Genomic DNA, 12,546 nt, shown 5'->3' with positions numbered 1-12,546 from the left:
CGGCCGGGCTTGGCTAGCGAACTAGCCATGTCGAATGCACAGGCGAACGGGCACTACGATGTCGTCGTGGTGGGCGGCGGCCATGCCGGGGCGGAAGCCGCGGCCGCGGCGGCGCGCGCCGGCGCCAGGACTGCCTTGATCACTCAACAGATCGCCACGATCGGTGCGATGTCGTGCAACCCGGCGATCGGCGGGCTCGGCAAGGGCCATCTCGTTCGCGAGATCGACGCGCTCGACGGGATCATGGCCCGCTGCGCCGATCAGGGCGGCATCCAGTTCCGCATGCTCAACCGGCGCAAGGGGCCGGCCGTGCGCGGGCCGCGTGCCCAGGCCGACCGCAAGCTCTACCGCCAAGCGGTGCAGGCTGCGCTCGCTGGTCAGGCCGGCCTCACCGTGATCGAAGGCGAAGCGTTCGATCTGGCAGTCGTCGAGGGGCAGGTCGCCGGCATCGTACTGGCCGATGGACGTCGATTCGCCTGCGGAACGGTCGTGCTCACCACCGGTACCTTTCTGCGTGGCCTGATCCATATCGGCGAAACGAAAATTCCGGCTGGCCGTGTCGGCGAGGCGCCGTCGCTCGGTCTTTCCGCCACGCTGGAGCGCCACGGCTTTCCGCTTGGGCGGCTGAAAACCGGGACGCCGCCGCGGCTCGACGGCCGCACGATCGACTGGGCCAGCCTGGAGATGCAGCCCGGGGACGAGCCGCCGGAGCCGTTCTCGGCGATGACGGAGGCGATCACCACGCCGCAGATCAGCTGCGGCGTGACGCGGACGACATTGGCGACGCATGAGTTGATCCGTGCCAATTTGCACCGGGCGCCGATGTTCTCCGGCCAGATCGAGGGACGCGGGCCGCGCTATTGCCCGTCGATCGAGGACAAGGTCGGCCGTTTCGGCGATCGCGACGGCCATCAGATCTTCCTGGAACCTGAGGGCCTCGACGATCCCACGGTCTATCCGAATGGGATCTCGACCTCGCTGCCGGAGGATGTCCAGCTCGGCCTCCTCAAGACGATTCCCGGCCTGGAACAGGCCGTCATGCTGCGGCCGGGTTATGCGATCGAATATGATTATGTCGATCCGCGTGCGCTGAAGTCGACGCTGGAGACCCGGGCCGTCAGCGGTCTCTTCCTGGCCGGCCAGATCAACGGCACGACCGGCTATGAGGAGGCGGCGGCGCAAGGCCTGCTCGCCGGTCTCAACGCCGCGCGCCGGGCCGGAGGCAGCGAGCCGGTCGGCCTCGATCGCACGCAATCCTATATCGGCGTGATGGTCGACGATCTGGTGACGCGCGGCGTTACGGAACCGTATCGAATGTTCACCTCGCGCGCCGAGTTCCGGCTGTCGCTGCGGGTCGACAATGCCGACGAACGGCTCACCGCCCTCGGGATTGGGCTCGGCATCGTCGGCAAGGCTCGGAAGGAGCGCTTCGAGCAGCGGCAGTCGGAAATCGTTAAGCTTACCGAACTCTTACGCGACCGAACTCTGTCGCCGAATCAAGCGGCGGCTGCAGGATTGGAGCTCAATCGCGACGGGATCAGGCGCTCGGCTTTCCAGATCCTGTCCTACCCGGCTGTCGATTTCGACGCCCTGGTGCGGGTCTGGCCTGACCTCGCCGGCTTTTCCGAGACGGTGCGTGCTCGCGTCGCTGCGGACGCGACCTATGCGGTCTATCTCGACCGGCAGGCGGCCGAGATCGCGTCGTGCCAGCGCGATCAGGCACTGGTGCTCCCCGTCGATCTCGACCTCGATGGCATCTCCGGCCTGTCGAACGAATTGCGATTGAAGTTGCGCGCGGCCTGGCCGAGCAATCTGGCGCAGGCTGGCCGGATCGAAGGCATGACGCCTGCGGCCTTGACCTTACTTGCCGCACATGTGCGCAAGCATCAGGGCGCACGCATGGCGGATGCCGAGGCATGAGCCTGTGAGTTCTGTTGATAAGGCGGACAACGCCGACAGGCAGCACGCTTTTCGCTTGACGCCTGTTTCACGTGAAACAGAAGAGCGCCTCGCCATTCTAGTCGCGGAGCTCAAACGCTGGCAGCAAGCGAAGAATCTGGTCTCGGGCGCGACCCTGGACGAGGTCTGGACTCGGCATGTCGCCGATTCCCTGCAATTGCTCGGCCATCAGCCGCAAGCGCGGCGCTGGCTTGATCTCGGCTCGGGCGGGGGCTTTCCAGGCCTCGTGCTCGGAATCCGGCTCGCCGAGCTCGGCGGGCACATCGACCTCGTCGAGAGCAATGCCAAGAAGTGCGCCTTTCTACGGCATGCCGCGCGGCTGACGGGCTCCCCCGTCACGGTCCACAACGCCCGGATCGAGAATGTCGTCGACGGCTTCGTCGGCAAAGTCGAGGCGGTTACGGCCCGCGCGTTGGCGCCACTGCCGTTGCTGCTCGACTGGTGCAAAGAGCTGTTGAGAACCGGGGTGACGGGAGTCTTTCCCAAGGGACAACATCTAGAGGCGGAATTGACCGCGGCTGCTAAATATTGGAAGATTCAAGCCACAACGTTTCCATCCTTGACGGATTCGGCGGCCGCCATCCTGGTGATCAGCGGCGCCGAGAAACGGGCGGATTGATGACCGACTCTCGTCCTATAACACTTCCTGCCACGCGGCCGCGTGTGCTGGCGCTCGCTAATCAGAAGGGCGGGGTCGGCAAGACCACGACCGCGATCAATCTCGGCACTGCCCTCGCCGCTATCGGCGAGAAAGTGCTGATCATCGATCTCGACCCCCAGGGCAATGCTTCAACCGGGCTCGGCGTCGACCGCAAGAGCCGCAGGGCCTCGACCTATGACGTGCTCTGCGGCGATATCGGGCTCGGCATGGCGATGCAAGCCACTGCCGTTCCTAATCTGTTCCTGGCGCCGTCGACGCTCGACCTGCTTGGTGTGGAGCTTGAGATCGCCAGCGCCAAGGACCGCGCAGCGCGCCTGAAGAAGGCGATCGACGAGCTGGTCGACGACCAACGCTGCAGCGACCTGACCTATATCCTGATCGATTGCCCACCGTCCCTCAGCCTGATCACCATCAATGCGATGACGGCGGCGGATGCGGTGCTGGTGCCACTGCAATGCGAGTTCTTCGCGCTGGAAGGTCTGAGCCAGTTGCTGAAGACGGTCGAGCAGGTCCGTGCCGGCCTCAACCCGCGGCTGATCATTCAGGGTGTGGTGCTGACGATGTACGACCCGCGTAACAACCTCTCCGGCCAGGTCATGGCCGATGTCCGCCATTTTCTCGGCGACAAGGTCTACGAGACTGTGATCCCGCGCAATGTGCGGATCTCGGAGGCGCCGTCCTATGGCAAGCCGGCACTGCTCTATGATCTGCGCTGCGCCGGTTCGCAGGCCTATCTGAAGCTGGCCTCGGAGGTGATCAAGCGCGAGCGCACGCTGCGCGCCGCCTGATCAAACAAGAAAAGGTTCAAGAGGAATGGCAATGGTCGAGGAACAGGGGCGTTCGCGTCTTGGCCGCGGGCTGGCTGCGCTGATCGGCGATGTCGGCGAGGAGATCGGCGCGATCGAGCGGGCGCGTGGACAGCGCAAGGTTCCGGTCGAATTCCTGCGTCCCAATGCGCGCAACCCGCGCAAGGCCTTTGCCGAAGCCGAGCTGGAGGATTTGGCGGCCTCGGTGCGCGAGCGCGGCATCCTGCAGCCAATCATCGTCCGCTCGATCCCGGGCATGATCGACGCTTATGAGATCATCGCCGGCGAGCGGCGCTGGCGGGCGGCGCAGCGGGCCGAGCTGCATGACGTGCCCGTCATCCTGGTCGAGGCCAATGACCGCGAGGCGCTCGAGATCGCCATCGTCGAGAACGTCCAGCGCGCCGACCTCAACGCGATGGAAGAGGCCGCCGGCTACGAGCGGCTGATCGCCGAGTTCGACTATACCCAGAACGATCTTGCCAAGGTGATCGGCAAGAGCCGCTCGCATGTGGCGAACACGTTGCGCCTGAGCAAGCTGCCGGAGCCGGTCAAGCAACTGGTCAGCGACGGCGCGGTTTCGGCTGGGCACGCGCGCGCACTGCTTGCTGTTTCGGACCCGGAACAGGTCGCGAAACGCGTTGTCGAGCAAGGACTTACGGTCCGTGACGTCGAGCGGCTTGGCCAGGATGAGGCCCGTAGCGAGAACAAGCCGGTCAGGGCTGCCGCGCCGAAGCCGGAGAAGGATCCGGATACGCGCGCAGTCGAGAGGGCGCTGGAAGAGGCGCTCGGCCTCGGGGTCTCGATCCAGCATCGCGCCAACGGCGGCGGTGAGATGAAGATCAGCTACAAGACGCTGGAGCAGCTCGATGCGCTCTGCCGGCGGCTGAAGGCCTGATCAGCGCCCCTTGCCCCCCATCCGGCTGAGGGTCCAGAGTGCACGGGCGGCGATCGGCTTGCCCATGTCGCCGTCGCGGCGAACAGCCAGCATCGCCGTGCCCAGAATGGCCACGGCGTCGCGCAGCTTGGCCGCGGGCCAGGCGTTCAGGGCAGCTTCTGCAGCGGCGATGCGCGGATAGGGCAGGCGCATCGCGCCGACTGCCTCGCGCATCGGCTTGCCGCCCTCTATAGCGAGTTTTGCTTTCAGCAGGCCCAGAGTGTGGCGCAGGACTGCGCCGAGCAGCACGCCCTGGTCGAGCCCCTCGCTGGCGAGCTTGGTCAAGGCGAGGTCGAGACTCGGCAGTCGCCCGGCAAAGACAGCATCGACTACCCCCGCCTGCTCGCGCTGGGCGGTGTCGCCGACGACAGCCTCGACATGGGCCGCGGTGAGGGCGGCGTCGCTGCCGGCATAGAGAATCAGCTTGTCGATCTCCTGGCGCGAGGTCCGGCGGTCGCCGCCGAGCAGGCTGGTCAACACGTCACGCGTGCTTCGGTCGATGCTCTTGCCCGCTGCACGCGCCATTTCGTCGACGATGGTGCCGAGATCGCGTGCCGCGTCGCCGTAACAGGGCACGGCGACCGCCGACTTGGCGCGCTCGCAGGCGGTGCGCAGCGGATTCGTCTTGGGTAGGTCGCCGGCCTCGACGATCACGATCGCATCCTGCGACGGCGTCGCCAGCAAAGGTTCAACGGCGGCGACGAGGGGGCGAGAGGTCGGCGAGACGCGGATCGCGCGGCGCCCGCCGAACAGGCCGATGGTGTTGGCCTCGTCGACCAGCTTCAGCGGATCGGAGGCGATCTCGTCGCCGTCCATGCGGATCAGCTGGAAGGCGTCCTGGGGATTATCGACGCTGCTGCGGGCCAAGGCCGCGGCCCGCTCGGAGATCAGGCCCGCATCGGGGCCGTAGAACAGGAACAGGCGCCAGGCAGGATCGGGGCGAGAAAGCGCGCGATCCGCCTCATGCGCCTTGACCGTCACCATCGCTTCAGCCGGCGACGAGCGCCGCTGCGACCCGGGCTTTGATCTGCTGGGCGAGCTCCTTGGCAGCACGAATTTGCGCGTCGCGCGCGGCGCGCAACGCGGCGAAGCGCTGCTGCGAGCGCTCATAGGGTGCCCGGACGATGCTCTGACCGGAGGCAACGACCTCGTTCGAGCCGGCGCGGACGAGCTGCCAGTCGGCGGTCGCAACCAGAATGGCCGAATCAGCGCGGCCGTTGGCATAGTCGACCGTGATGACCTCGAGCGATTCGGAGGTGCTCGCGGTAAGTTTCAGGATCTTCTGTCGATCGGGGGCGCCCCCACCGTCGAATTCGAACACGAGCTCGTTGCGCAGGTAATGTCCAACGAGGCCCTTGATCTCAGGCACATCGATGCCGAGCATCGCATTGCGGACATTGCCGCCGACCTTGCTGACCGTGCCCTCGCCATAGAGCGGCTGGAAGCAGCCGCCGGCGAGCGCAGCGAGCGCCAACGTGGCTGCGAGGGCTAGCGGGCGGCGGCGTGTCATGGCCTCAGACGACGACATTCACGATCCTCCCCGGCACCACGATCACCTTACGGATCGGCCGGTTCTCCAGAGCTTTGGCGACAGCCTCGGAGGCGCGCACAATCGCCTCGACCGCCACCGTATCGGCATCGGCGGGCACCGTCACCTCCGCCCGCTTCTTGCCGTTGACCTGTACCGGCAGGATCTTGCTGTCGTCCTGTAACAAATCCGTTTCGGTCTGCGGCCAGTCGGCTTCGCCAGCGAGGCCCGGCAGCCCGAGCGCTTGCCAGCATTCCTCGGCCAGATGCGGCATCATCGGGGCGACAAGCTGGGTGGCGATCATGGCGGATTCATGCAGGGCGAAGGCCATGTCGGCCGGGACCTCGGCCGACTCGGCGGCGCCATCGAGCGCTTTGCCGATGGCGTTGGCCAAGGTGTAGACATGGGCGACGCAGCGGTTGAAGGCGAGCCGCTCGATATCGGCTCCGACAGCGTGCAAGGCCCGGTGACTGGCCTTGCGCAAGGTCAGCGCAGGCTCCGAGAAGCTTGCGGGGCGTGCCGGCTGGCCGCCGGTGCGCTCGCCGATCTCGGCGACGAGGCGCCAGAGCCGCTGCACGAAGCGGGCTGCGCCCTGGACGCCTTCGTCGCTCCAGATCACGTCGCGATCGGGCGGCGAATCGGAGAGCATGAACCAGCGGGCGGTGTCGGCGCCATAGGAGGCGATGATGTCGTCGGGGTCGACGACATTCTTCTTCGACTTCGACATCTTCTCGATTGAGCCGATCTCGATCGGCGCCCCGGTCTCGACGTCGAAGCCGCGGCGCTCACTGCCGACCGTCTCGATCCGGACATTGCCGGGCTCGACCCAGGCGCCATCCCGGGCCCGGTAGGTCTCGTGCACGACCATGCCCTGGGTGAACATGCCGTGGAAGGGCTCGTCGAGCCCGGTATGGCCCGTCGCCTTCATCGCGCGGGTGAAGAAGCGCGAATAGAGCAGATGCAGGATCGCGTGCTCGACGCCGCCGATATACTGGTCGACCGGCAGGAAGCGGTCGACGGCCTTGCGGTCCGTCGGGCTGTCGGTGCGCCAAGGATCGGTGAAACGGGCGAAGTACCAGGACGAATCGACGAAGGTGTCCATGGTGTCGGTCTCGCGACGCGCCGGCTTGCCGCATTGCGGGCAGGCGACATGCTTCCAGCTCGGATGATGGTCGAGCGGGTTGCCGGGCTTGTCGAAGGAGACGTCGTCCGGGAGCTTGACCGGCAGGTCCTGCTCCGGCACCGGAACGACGCCGCAGTCCTCGCAATGCACGATCGGGATCGGGCAGCCCCAATAGCGCTGGCGTGAGATGCCCCAGTCGCGCAGGCGGAAATTGACCTTGCGCTGGGCGACCGGGCGATTGCCGAGGCTCTCGGCCTCCAGGCGCCTGGCGACCTCTTCTTTCGCCTCCGGAATGGTCATGCCATCGAGGAAGCGCGAATTGATCATCCGCCCCTCGCCGTCATAGGCCGTGTCGGTGATGACGAAGCTCGCGGGATCAATGCCTTCCGGGCAGACGACGGGGGTGTTCCCGAGCCCGTATTTGTTGACGAAGTCGAGGTCTCGCTGGTCATGCGCTGGGCAGCCGAAGATCGCGCCCGTGCCGTATTCCATCAGGATGAAGTTCGCGACATAGACCGGCAAAGTCCATGCTGGATCAAAGGGATGGGCGGCGCGCAGGCCGGTGTCGAAGCCCTGTTTCTCGGCCTTGTCGATGTTTTCCTGTGCCGTGCCGGTCTTCTTGCACTCGGCAATGAAGTCCTGCAGCGCCGGATTCGTTTCGGCTGCGGCCTTGGCCAGCGGATGATCGGACGCGACGGCCAGAAACTTGGCGCCGAACAGGGTGTCGGGTCGGGTCGTGTAGACCTCAACCTCACTCTGGCCGAGCGCATTCGATTCGAGAGCGAAACGAACCAGCAGACCCTCCGACCGGCCGATCCAGTTCTTTTGCATCAGCCGGACCTTGTCCGGCCAGCGGGTCAGGCCGTCCAGCGCGTCGTTCAGCTCCTGGCCGAAGGCGGTGATCTTGAAGAACCACTGGGTCAGCTCGCGGATCTCGACCGGGGCACCCGAGCGCCAGCCGCGGCCGTCGATGACCTGCTCATTGGCGAGCACGGTCTCGTCGACTGGGTCCCAGTTGACCTTGGCGGTCTTGCGATCGACCAGCCCGGCCTTCAGGAAGTCGAGGAAGAGCTTCTGCTGGTGCTTGTAGTAGCTGGGGTCGCAGGTGGCGAGCTCGCGGCTCCAGTCGAGCGACAGGCCCATGGACTGCAGCTGGCCGCGCATGGTCGCGATATTGGCGTAGGTCCAGTCGCGCGGATGGACTTTGTTGGCCTTGGCGGCGTTCTCCGCCGGCAGGCCGAAGGCGTCCCAACCCATCGGGTGGAGTACCGAAAAACCCTTGGCGCGCTTGTAGCGCGCGACGACGTCGCCCATCGCATAATTGCGGACATGGCCCATATGGATGCGTCCCGACGGATAGGGGAACATCTCGAGCACGTAGTAAGGCGGCCGCGTGTCGTCGTTGCGGGTCTCGAAGAGCTTGCGCTCATTCCAGACCTGGCGCCATTTCGGCTCGGCTTCCTTCGGATTGTAGCGTTCAACGGCCATGCTGATCGTGTCGTTCTTGCGTGAGCGGACTGGGCCGGACTAGAGCATGTTCCGCAAAAGTGGAAGGCACTTTTGCGACTAGAACATGCTCAGAACTATCGTAACGGCGCGAATTCTTGTCGTTCGGCCGTTGCGGCCGAACGGAATGCGCGCCAGACACCATCGCAGCCCCCGGGTGAATGTTCGGAACGGCTTGGCGGGAACGCGTATGGCGAGGACGGGTCGAAATGTCGGATGTCGTGGCGAGACTTCAGGAAACGCGGAATGCGATCGCCCGCGCCGCGCGCGACTTCGGCCGCAAGCCGGAGTCGGTAACGCTGGTCGCAGTCTCCAAGACCAAGCCGGCCGAGATGATCGTGCCGGTGCTCGAGGTCGGGCAGATCGATTTCGGCGAGAACTACGTCCAGGAAGCCAAGGCGAAATGGCCGGCGCTGCAGGAGCGCTTCCCGCAAGCCCGGCTGCACATGATTGGGCCTTTGCAGTCGAACAAGGCACGCGACGCGGTGGCGCTGTTCGACGTGATCGAGTCGCTCGATCGCGAGAGCCTGGCCAAGGAACTGGCGCGCGAGATCGAGCGCGCCGGCAAGACGCCCGAGCTGATCGTGCAGGTCAATACCGGTGCCGAGCCGCAGAAGGGCGGCGTCCTGCCCGACGAGGCCGACGCCTTGCTCGAGCTGTGCCGGAGCCGCTATGGCCTGAGGATCTCCGGGCTGATGTGCATTCCCCCGGCCGAGGATCAGCCCTCGCCGCACTTCGCCCTGCTCGCCAAGATCGCCAAGCGAAACGGCCTGCCGGTCCTGTCGATGGGGATGAGCGCCGACTATGAGGCGGCGATCCAGCTCGGCGCCACCCATGTCAGAGTCGGCAGCGTGATCTTTGGCGCGCGCGGCTGACGAGATCGTTCAAACGGTGGCTGGAGCCGGCTCGCGCCCGGTTTCCGCCAGGACAACGCGGTTGCGGCCGGAGGACTTGGCCGCATAGAGCGCCTTGTCGGCACGCTCGATCACGTCCTCGATATCGCGATCCTGCTGGCCGACGATAGCGGCGCCGACGCTGATGGTGAGGTCGATCTGGGCGAGCCCCTGCGTCACCACGGTCGCGCCGACCGATTCGCGAATGCGGTTGGCGAGATTCTCGGCTCCCTGCGCATCGGTCTCGCGCAGCAGCACGACGAACTCCTCGCCGCCGAAGCGCGCGACCTTGTCGGTCGTGCGGATCTGGCCGGCGATGATCTTGGCGACGGCGCGGATGACCTCGTCGCCGGCGGCATGGCCGAAAGTGTCATTGATACGCTTGAAATGGTCGATGTCGAACATCAGCACGCCGAGATTGCGCTTATAGCGCTTGTAATAATTCATCGCGTCCTCTGCGAAGGGCAGGAAGGCACGGCGATTGAGCAGGCTGGTGAGCGGATCTGTGTCGGCGAGGATTTGTAGGGTGTGCAGGTCCGAGCCGAGGCGGCGGGTCTTCTCCTCGGCGTCGCGCGCCTGTTTGTCGGCCTTGGCCTGGACGTCGCGGATGATCGCCGCGGCGTCGCGGGCGCCTTTCTCGGCGGTGCCCAGGCGGCGCAGCAGTGAACGAAGCGCGGCGGAGAGCTGGAGGATGTCGCGCGAGCCGTGCTGGCGCCGAATGCCCGCGGCGCCCGGATCGCGGCCGATCAGGTCGACCGAGCGGCAGAGATTTCGCAATGGCCGGGTGACGGTGCCCGCCAGGAACCAGGCCAGGGCGGCGCCGATGGCAGCAACGGCCAGGCCGAGCAGGGCGATCACGGCGGTGAGGCGGTTGGCCGGAGCAAGCGCGACATCGACGGGCCGCCGCGCGGCTACGACCCAGCCGAGGCCCGGATAGTCATCTAGCCCTTTGGTCGCGGCGAGCGCCGTCAGCATCGGCTGTTCACCGGAACCGTCGACGAAGGAGATGCCGTGGCGGGCGGCAGCGATCTGCGCGCTGTCGAAGGGCTTGGCGTCCTTCGGGCCGAGCAGAACCGAGCCGTCGCGGCCGATAATCCATAGCTCCGAGGCGAGCGCGGGGTCGTGATTGCGCAGGACGTTGTCGCGCAGATTGCCGGTCCAGTTCCAGCTCAGATGCGCGCCGAGCACGCCGACTTTGGCGCCTGTCGGCCCGAAGACGGGCATGGCGACGTCGACGAAGCGAAAGGGTGCATCGTCCGGGCTCTTGCGCAGAAGGCCATCGAGCAGCTTGGCGTCATGGACATCCTCGACCGCCGGGCCGGCAAGTCCGCTGATGAACCAGGGCCGCTGGGCGACCGACACGCCTTCGAGCATGCCGCGGGTCGCGGCACGGACATTGCCGTTCGGCTCGGCGATGCCGAGCCAGGCATAATCGCTCAAGCTCGCCTGCAATTGCATCAGGACGGCCCTCGCCCGGGCGGGATTGTCCTGCCAAACCACGCGCAGCGGTTCCATACTGGCCAAGTTCTTGATCTCGCGATAGCGCTCGAACATGTTCTGATCGAGCCGGTCCGACATGGTGCGGGCGAGCGCTACCAGCTCGGAATTGGCTTCGCGTACGGCATCCCGACGCGCCAGCCAGGCGGCGCCGGTAGCCGACACGGCGACGACGATGATGCAGAGCAGGCCGGCCATCGCCGCGGTCTGCTGCCGCAATGTCAGACGATCGGCGAGTGCGACCAGTGACAGGCGTTTTTGCATAAGGCTCTCCGGCAAGACCGCCGGAGAGGATTGTTAATCTCGCCGAATCGTCCGTTAACGGGCGAAAGCTGTCGGCGACGATGGTTTGTCCGGGGTGAACAGCCGTGCTCGAATGCGCTTGGTCATCACCGGCACCTAGATCGGCTGGCCGACATCGATGCGGTTGCCGTCGGGATCCTCGAAGACGAAGGCGCGTAAGCCATAGTCCTGGTCGCGCAGGCCCTTGACGATGCGCAGCCCGTGGCCACGGCAAAGCTCGTGGAAGGCATCGATGTTCTCGACCATGATATGGGCGATGTTGAAGGGTGCCGCCTTGTGGTCCTTCTGCAGGGTCAGATGGATTTCGGCCTTGTCCTTCTTAAGGATCATGAAGCCGACCGGCTGGCCGTTCTCGAAGGTCTTGGTGAGGCCGAGAACGCCGACATAGAAAGCGCAGGCGCGTTCCATGTCCTTGACGGGGAACATCGCGGCGACGCGGCCGAAGCCGATCTCGGTGGTGGGCGAATCAGTCATGGCACAGTCTCGTGCTGGACACCGACCTCGCTCAGCGGGACGGTGCCCGCTCAACTCCGGCGCTCCTGAAATGATCGGCGGGACGGTGCTCGACGCCCACTATCGCCGGCTTGCGCCGAGTTGCAAGTGGCTAGCGCACGACGATCGCGCAGTGCCGCGCGAGGCGTGGCAGGACCTTGCCGAAAATGTCGCCGGTGACGGCGACGCAGCCTGCCGTCGGGGTGAAGCCCGGCCGGGCGAGATGCCAGAAGATCGCGCTGCCACGGCCGCGCCGGACCGGAGCGTCGTTCCAGCCGAGCTCGACGATGACGTCGTAGAGATTGTCGGCGCGGGCGAGCCGTTCCTGCGCCTCGCCGGGTGGGCGGTCGATCAGGCGGTTGTAGCGCCGGTCGGCCTGGTCGTCGCACCAGGCATCGCGTGGCGTGATCGCGCGGACCGGCAGCAGGCTGGAGGGCCGCGGTCGCCGGTCGGCGCGGTAGAAGACGCGGCGCAGCGGCAGCTTCGCCCGCGGCGTGCCGCCATCGCCCTCGCGCTTGGCGACGACGATGCCGGAGCGACCGAGGGCACAGGGGAAGACCGCGGCACCAGCGATCAGGAACCCCTTACGGCGATCGTGCACCGAGCGCACAACCACGAGGCGGGTCAGCCGTCGGCCGGTCGCGGCGCCATCATCACGTTTTCTCACAGGCCATCCATCTTGCGTGATCTGCCGTCCGTGTGTGGCCATCCGGCGTGCTTTCCGTTTGACCGGCTTGCGCCGGACAGTCAGAATCTGCGCTCAACTCAATATGTTGGAGCATGAGCCGTTCGCAAAGGTGGCTCCCACTTCCGCTGAACATGCTCTACTATCGCGCCAACGCAA

The 12,546-nt window shown here is 66.0% G+C and carries 11 protein-coding genes; 5 read left to right on the top strand and 6 right to left on the bottom strand.

Annotation, left to right across the window (positions count from 1 at the left end):
* Window positions 1-27: 27 nt before the first annotated feature.
* The 4 genes from mnmG to ACFPOB_RS21525 are packed head-to-tail and all read left to right on the top strand — an operon-like array spanning window position 28 to window position 4,321.
* Window positions 28-1,920 carry a tRNA uridine-5-carboxymethylaminomethyl(34) synthesis enzyme MnmG gene (gene mnmG, locus ACFPOB_RS21540; protein WP_377800439.1) on the top strand — a complete coding sequence of 631 codons (1,893 nt, stop codon included), beginning with the start codon at window positions 28-30 and terminating at the stop codon, window positions 1,918-1,920.
* Window positions 1,907-2,578 carry a 16S rRNA (guanine(527)-N(7))-methyltransferase RsmG gene (rsmG, locus tag ACFPOB_RS21535; protein WP_377800438.1) on the top strand — a complete coding sequence of 224 codons (672 nt, stop codon included), beginning with the start codon at window positions 1,907-1,909 and terminating at the stop codon, window positions 2,576-2,578. Before mnmG ends, rsmG begins: the two co-directional genes overlap by 14 nt.
* The gene (locus ACFPOB_RS21530) at window positions 2,578-3,408 is read left to right on the top strand and encodes a ParA family protein (protein ID WP_377800437.1); all 831 of its coding nucleotides are present in this window, start codon (window positions 2,578-2,580) and stop codon (window positions 3,406-3,408) included. Before rsmG ends, ACFPOB_RS21530 begins: the two co-directional genes overlap by 1 nt.
* Before the next feature lie 31 nt (window positions 3,409-3,439).
* Window positions 3,440-4,321, top strand: a complete 882-nt coding sequence (locus tag ACFPOB_RS21525) for a ParB/RepB/Spo0J family partition protein (protein WP_377800436.1) — start codon at window positions 3,440-3,442, stop codon at window positions 4,319-4,321.
* On the opposite strand, the gene holA is transcribed toward ACFPOB_RS21525, so the two are convergent.
* Genes holA through leuS form a run of 3 tightly spaced genes read right to left on the bottom strand, consistent with a single transcriptional unit; the run spans window position 4,322 to window position 8,499 of the window.
* Window positions 4,322-5,344, bottom strand: a complete 1,023-nt coding sequence (gene holA / locus ACFPOB_RS21520; protein WP_377800435.1) for a DNA polymerase III subunit delta — start codon at window positions 5,342-5,344, stop codon at window positions 4,322-4,324.
* Between the two features lie 4 nt (window positions 5,345-5,348).
* On the bottom strand, window positions 5,349-5,888 hold the full coding sequence (gene lptE, locus ACFPOB_RS21515) for an LPS assembly lipoprotein LptE (RefSeq protein WP_377800434.1): 540 nt from the start codon (window positions 5,886-5,888) through the stop codon (window positions 5,349-5,351).
* Window positions 5,875-8,499 carry a leucine--tRNA ligase gene (gene leuS, locus ACFPOB_RS21510; RefSeq protein WP_377800433.1) on the bottom strand — a complete coding sequence of 875 codons (2,625 nt, stop codon included), beginning with the start codon at window positions 8,497-8,499 and terminating at the stop codon, window positions 5,875-5,877. Before leuS ends, lptE begins: the two co-directional genes overlap by 14 nt.
* 227 nt (window positions 8,500-8,726) lie before the next feature.
* Between leuS and ACFPOB_RS21505 the strand changes: the two genes are divergently transcribed.
* Window positions 8,727-9,392, top strand: coding sequence for a YggS family pyridoxal phosphate-dependent enzyme (locus tag ACFPOB_RS21505; RefSeq protein ID WP_377800432.1), 666 nt, complete (start codon window positions 8,727-8,729; stop codon window positions 9,390-9,392).
* Between the two features lie 9 nt (window positions 9,393-9,401).
* On the opposite strand, the gene ACFPOB_RS21500 is transcribed toward ACFPOB_RS21505, so the two are convergent.
* The 3 genes from ACFPOB_RS21500 to ACFPOB_RS21490 all read right to left on the bottom strand — a co-directional run bounded on the left by ACFPOB_RS21500 (window position 9,402) and on the right by ACFPOB_RS21490 (window position 12,369).
* The gene (locus ACFPOB_RS21500) at window positions 9,402-11,171 is read right to left on the bottom strand and encodes a sensor domain-containing diguanylate cyclase (protein ID WP_377800431.1); all 1,770 of its coding nucleotides are present in this window, start codon (window positions 11,169-11,171) and stop codon (window positions 9,402-9,404) included.
* Window positions 11,172-11,306: 135 nt separating this feature from the next.
* Complete coding sequence (locus tag ACFPOB_RS21495; RefSeq protein WP_377800430.1) at window positions 11,307-11,684, bottom strand: VOC family protein; 378 nt, start codon at window positions 11,682-11,684, stop codon at window positions 11,307-11,309.
* A gap of 130 nt (window positions 11,685-11,814) precedes the next feature.
* Window positions 11,815-12,369 carry a L,D-transpeptidase family protein gene (locus ACFPOB_RS21490; RefSeq protein WP_377800429.1) on the bottom strand — a complete coding sequence of 185 codons (555 nt, stop codon included), beginning with the start codon at window positions 12,367-12,369 and terminating at the stop codon, window positions 11,815-11,817.
* Window positions 12,370-12,546: the final 177 nt, after the last annotated feature.

This window comes from Allobosea eneae, assembly GCF_042657265.1.
GTDB classification, from domain to species: domain Bacteria; phylum Pseudomonadota; class Alphaproteobacteria; order Rhizobiales; family Beijerinckiaceae; genus Allobosea; species Allobosea eneae.
This window is presented reverse-complemented; position numbering and strand designations above follow the sequence as displayed.

What these genes read in the sequence shown, in the direction of transcription:
- mnmG (WP_377800439.1), top strand. Translation starts at nt 28, where the DNA reads ATGTCGAATGCACAGGCGAACGGGCACTACGATGTCGTCGTGGTGGGC.
- rsmG (WP_377800438.1), top strand. Translation starts at nt 1,907, where the DNA reads ATGCCGAGGCATGAGCCTGTGAGTTCTGTTGATAAGGCGGACAACGCC.
- ACFPOB_RS21530 (WP_377800437.1), top strand. Translation starts at nt 2,578, where the DNA reads ATGACCGACTCTCGTCCTATAACACTTCCTGCCACGCGGCCGCGTGTG.
- ACFPOB_RS21525 (WP_377800436.1), top strand. Translation starts at nt 3,440, where the DNA reads ATGGTCGAGGAACAGGGGCGTTCGCGTCTTGGCCGCGGGCTGGCTGCG.
- holA (WP_377800435.1), bottom strand. Translation starts at nt 5,344, where the DNA reads ATGGTGACGGTCAAGGCGCATGAGGCGGATCGCGCGCTTTCTCGCCCC.
- lptE (WP_377800434.1), bottom strand. Translation starts at nt 5,888, where the DNA reads ATGTCGTCGTCTGAGGCCATGACACGCCGCCGCCCGCTAGCCCTCGCA.
- leuS (WP_377800433.1), bottom strand. Translation starts at nt 8,499, where the DNA reads ATGGCCGTTGAACGCTACAATCCGAAGGAAGCCGAGCCGAAATGGCGC.
- ACFPOB_RS21505 (WP_377800432.1), top strand. Translation starts at nt 8,727, where the DNA reads ATGTCGGATGTCGTGGCGAGACTTCAGGAAACGCGGAATGCGATCGCC.
- ACFPOB_RS21500 (WP_377800431.1), bottom strand. Translation starts at nt 11,171, where the DNA reads ATGCAAAAACGCCTGTCACTGGTCGCACTCGCCGATCGTCTGACATTG.
- ACFPOB_RS21495 (WP_377800430.1), bottom strand. Translation starts at nt 11,684, where the DNA reads ATGACTGATTCGCCCACCACCGAGATCGGCTTCGGCCGCGTCGCCGCG.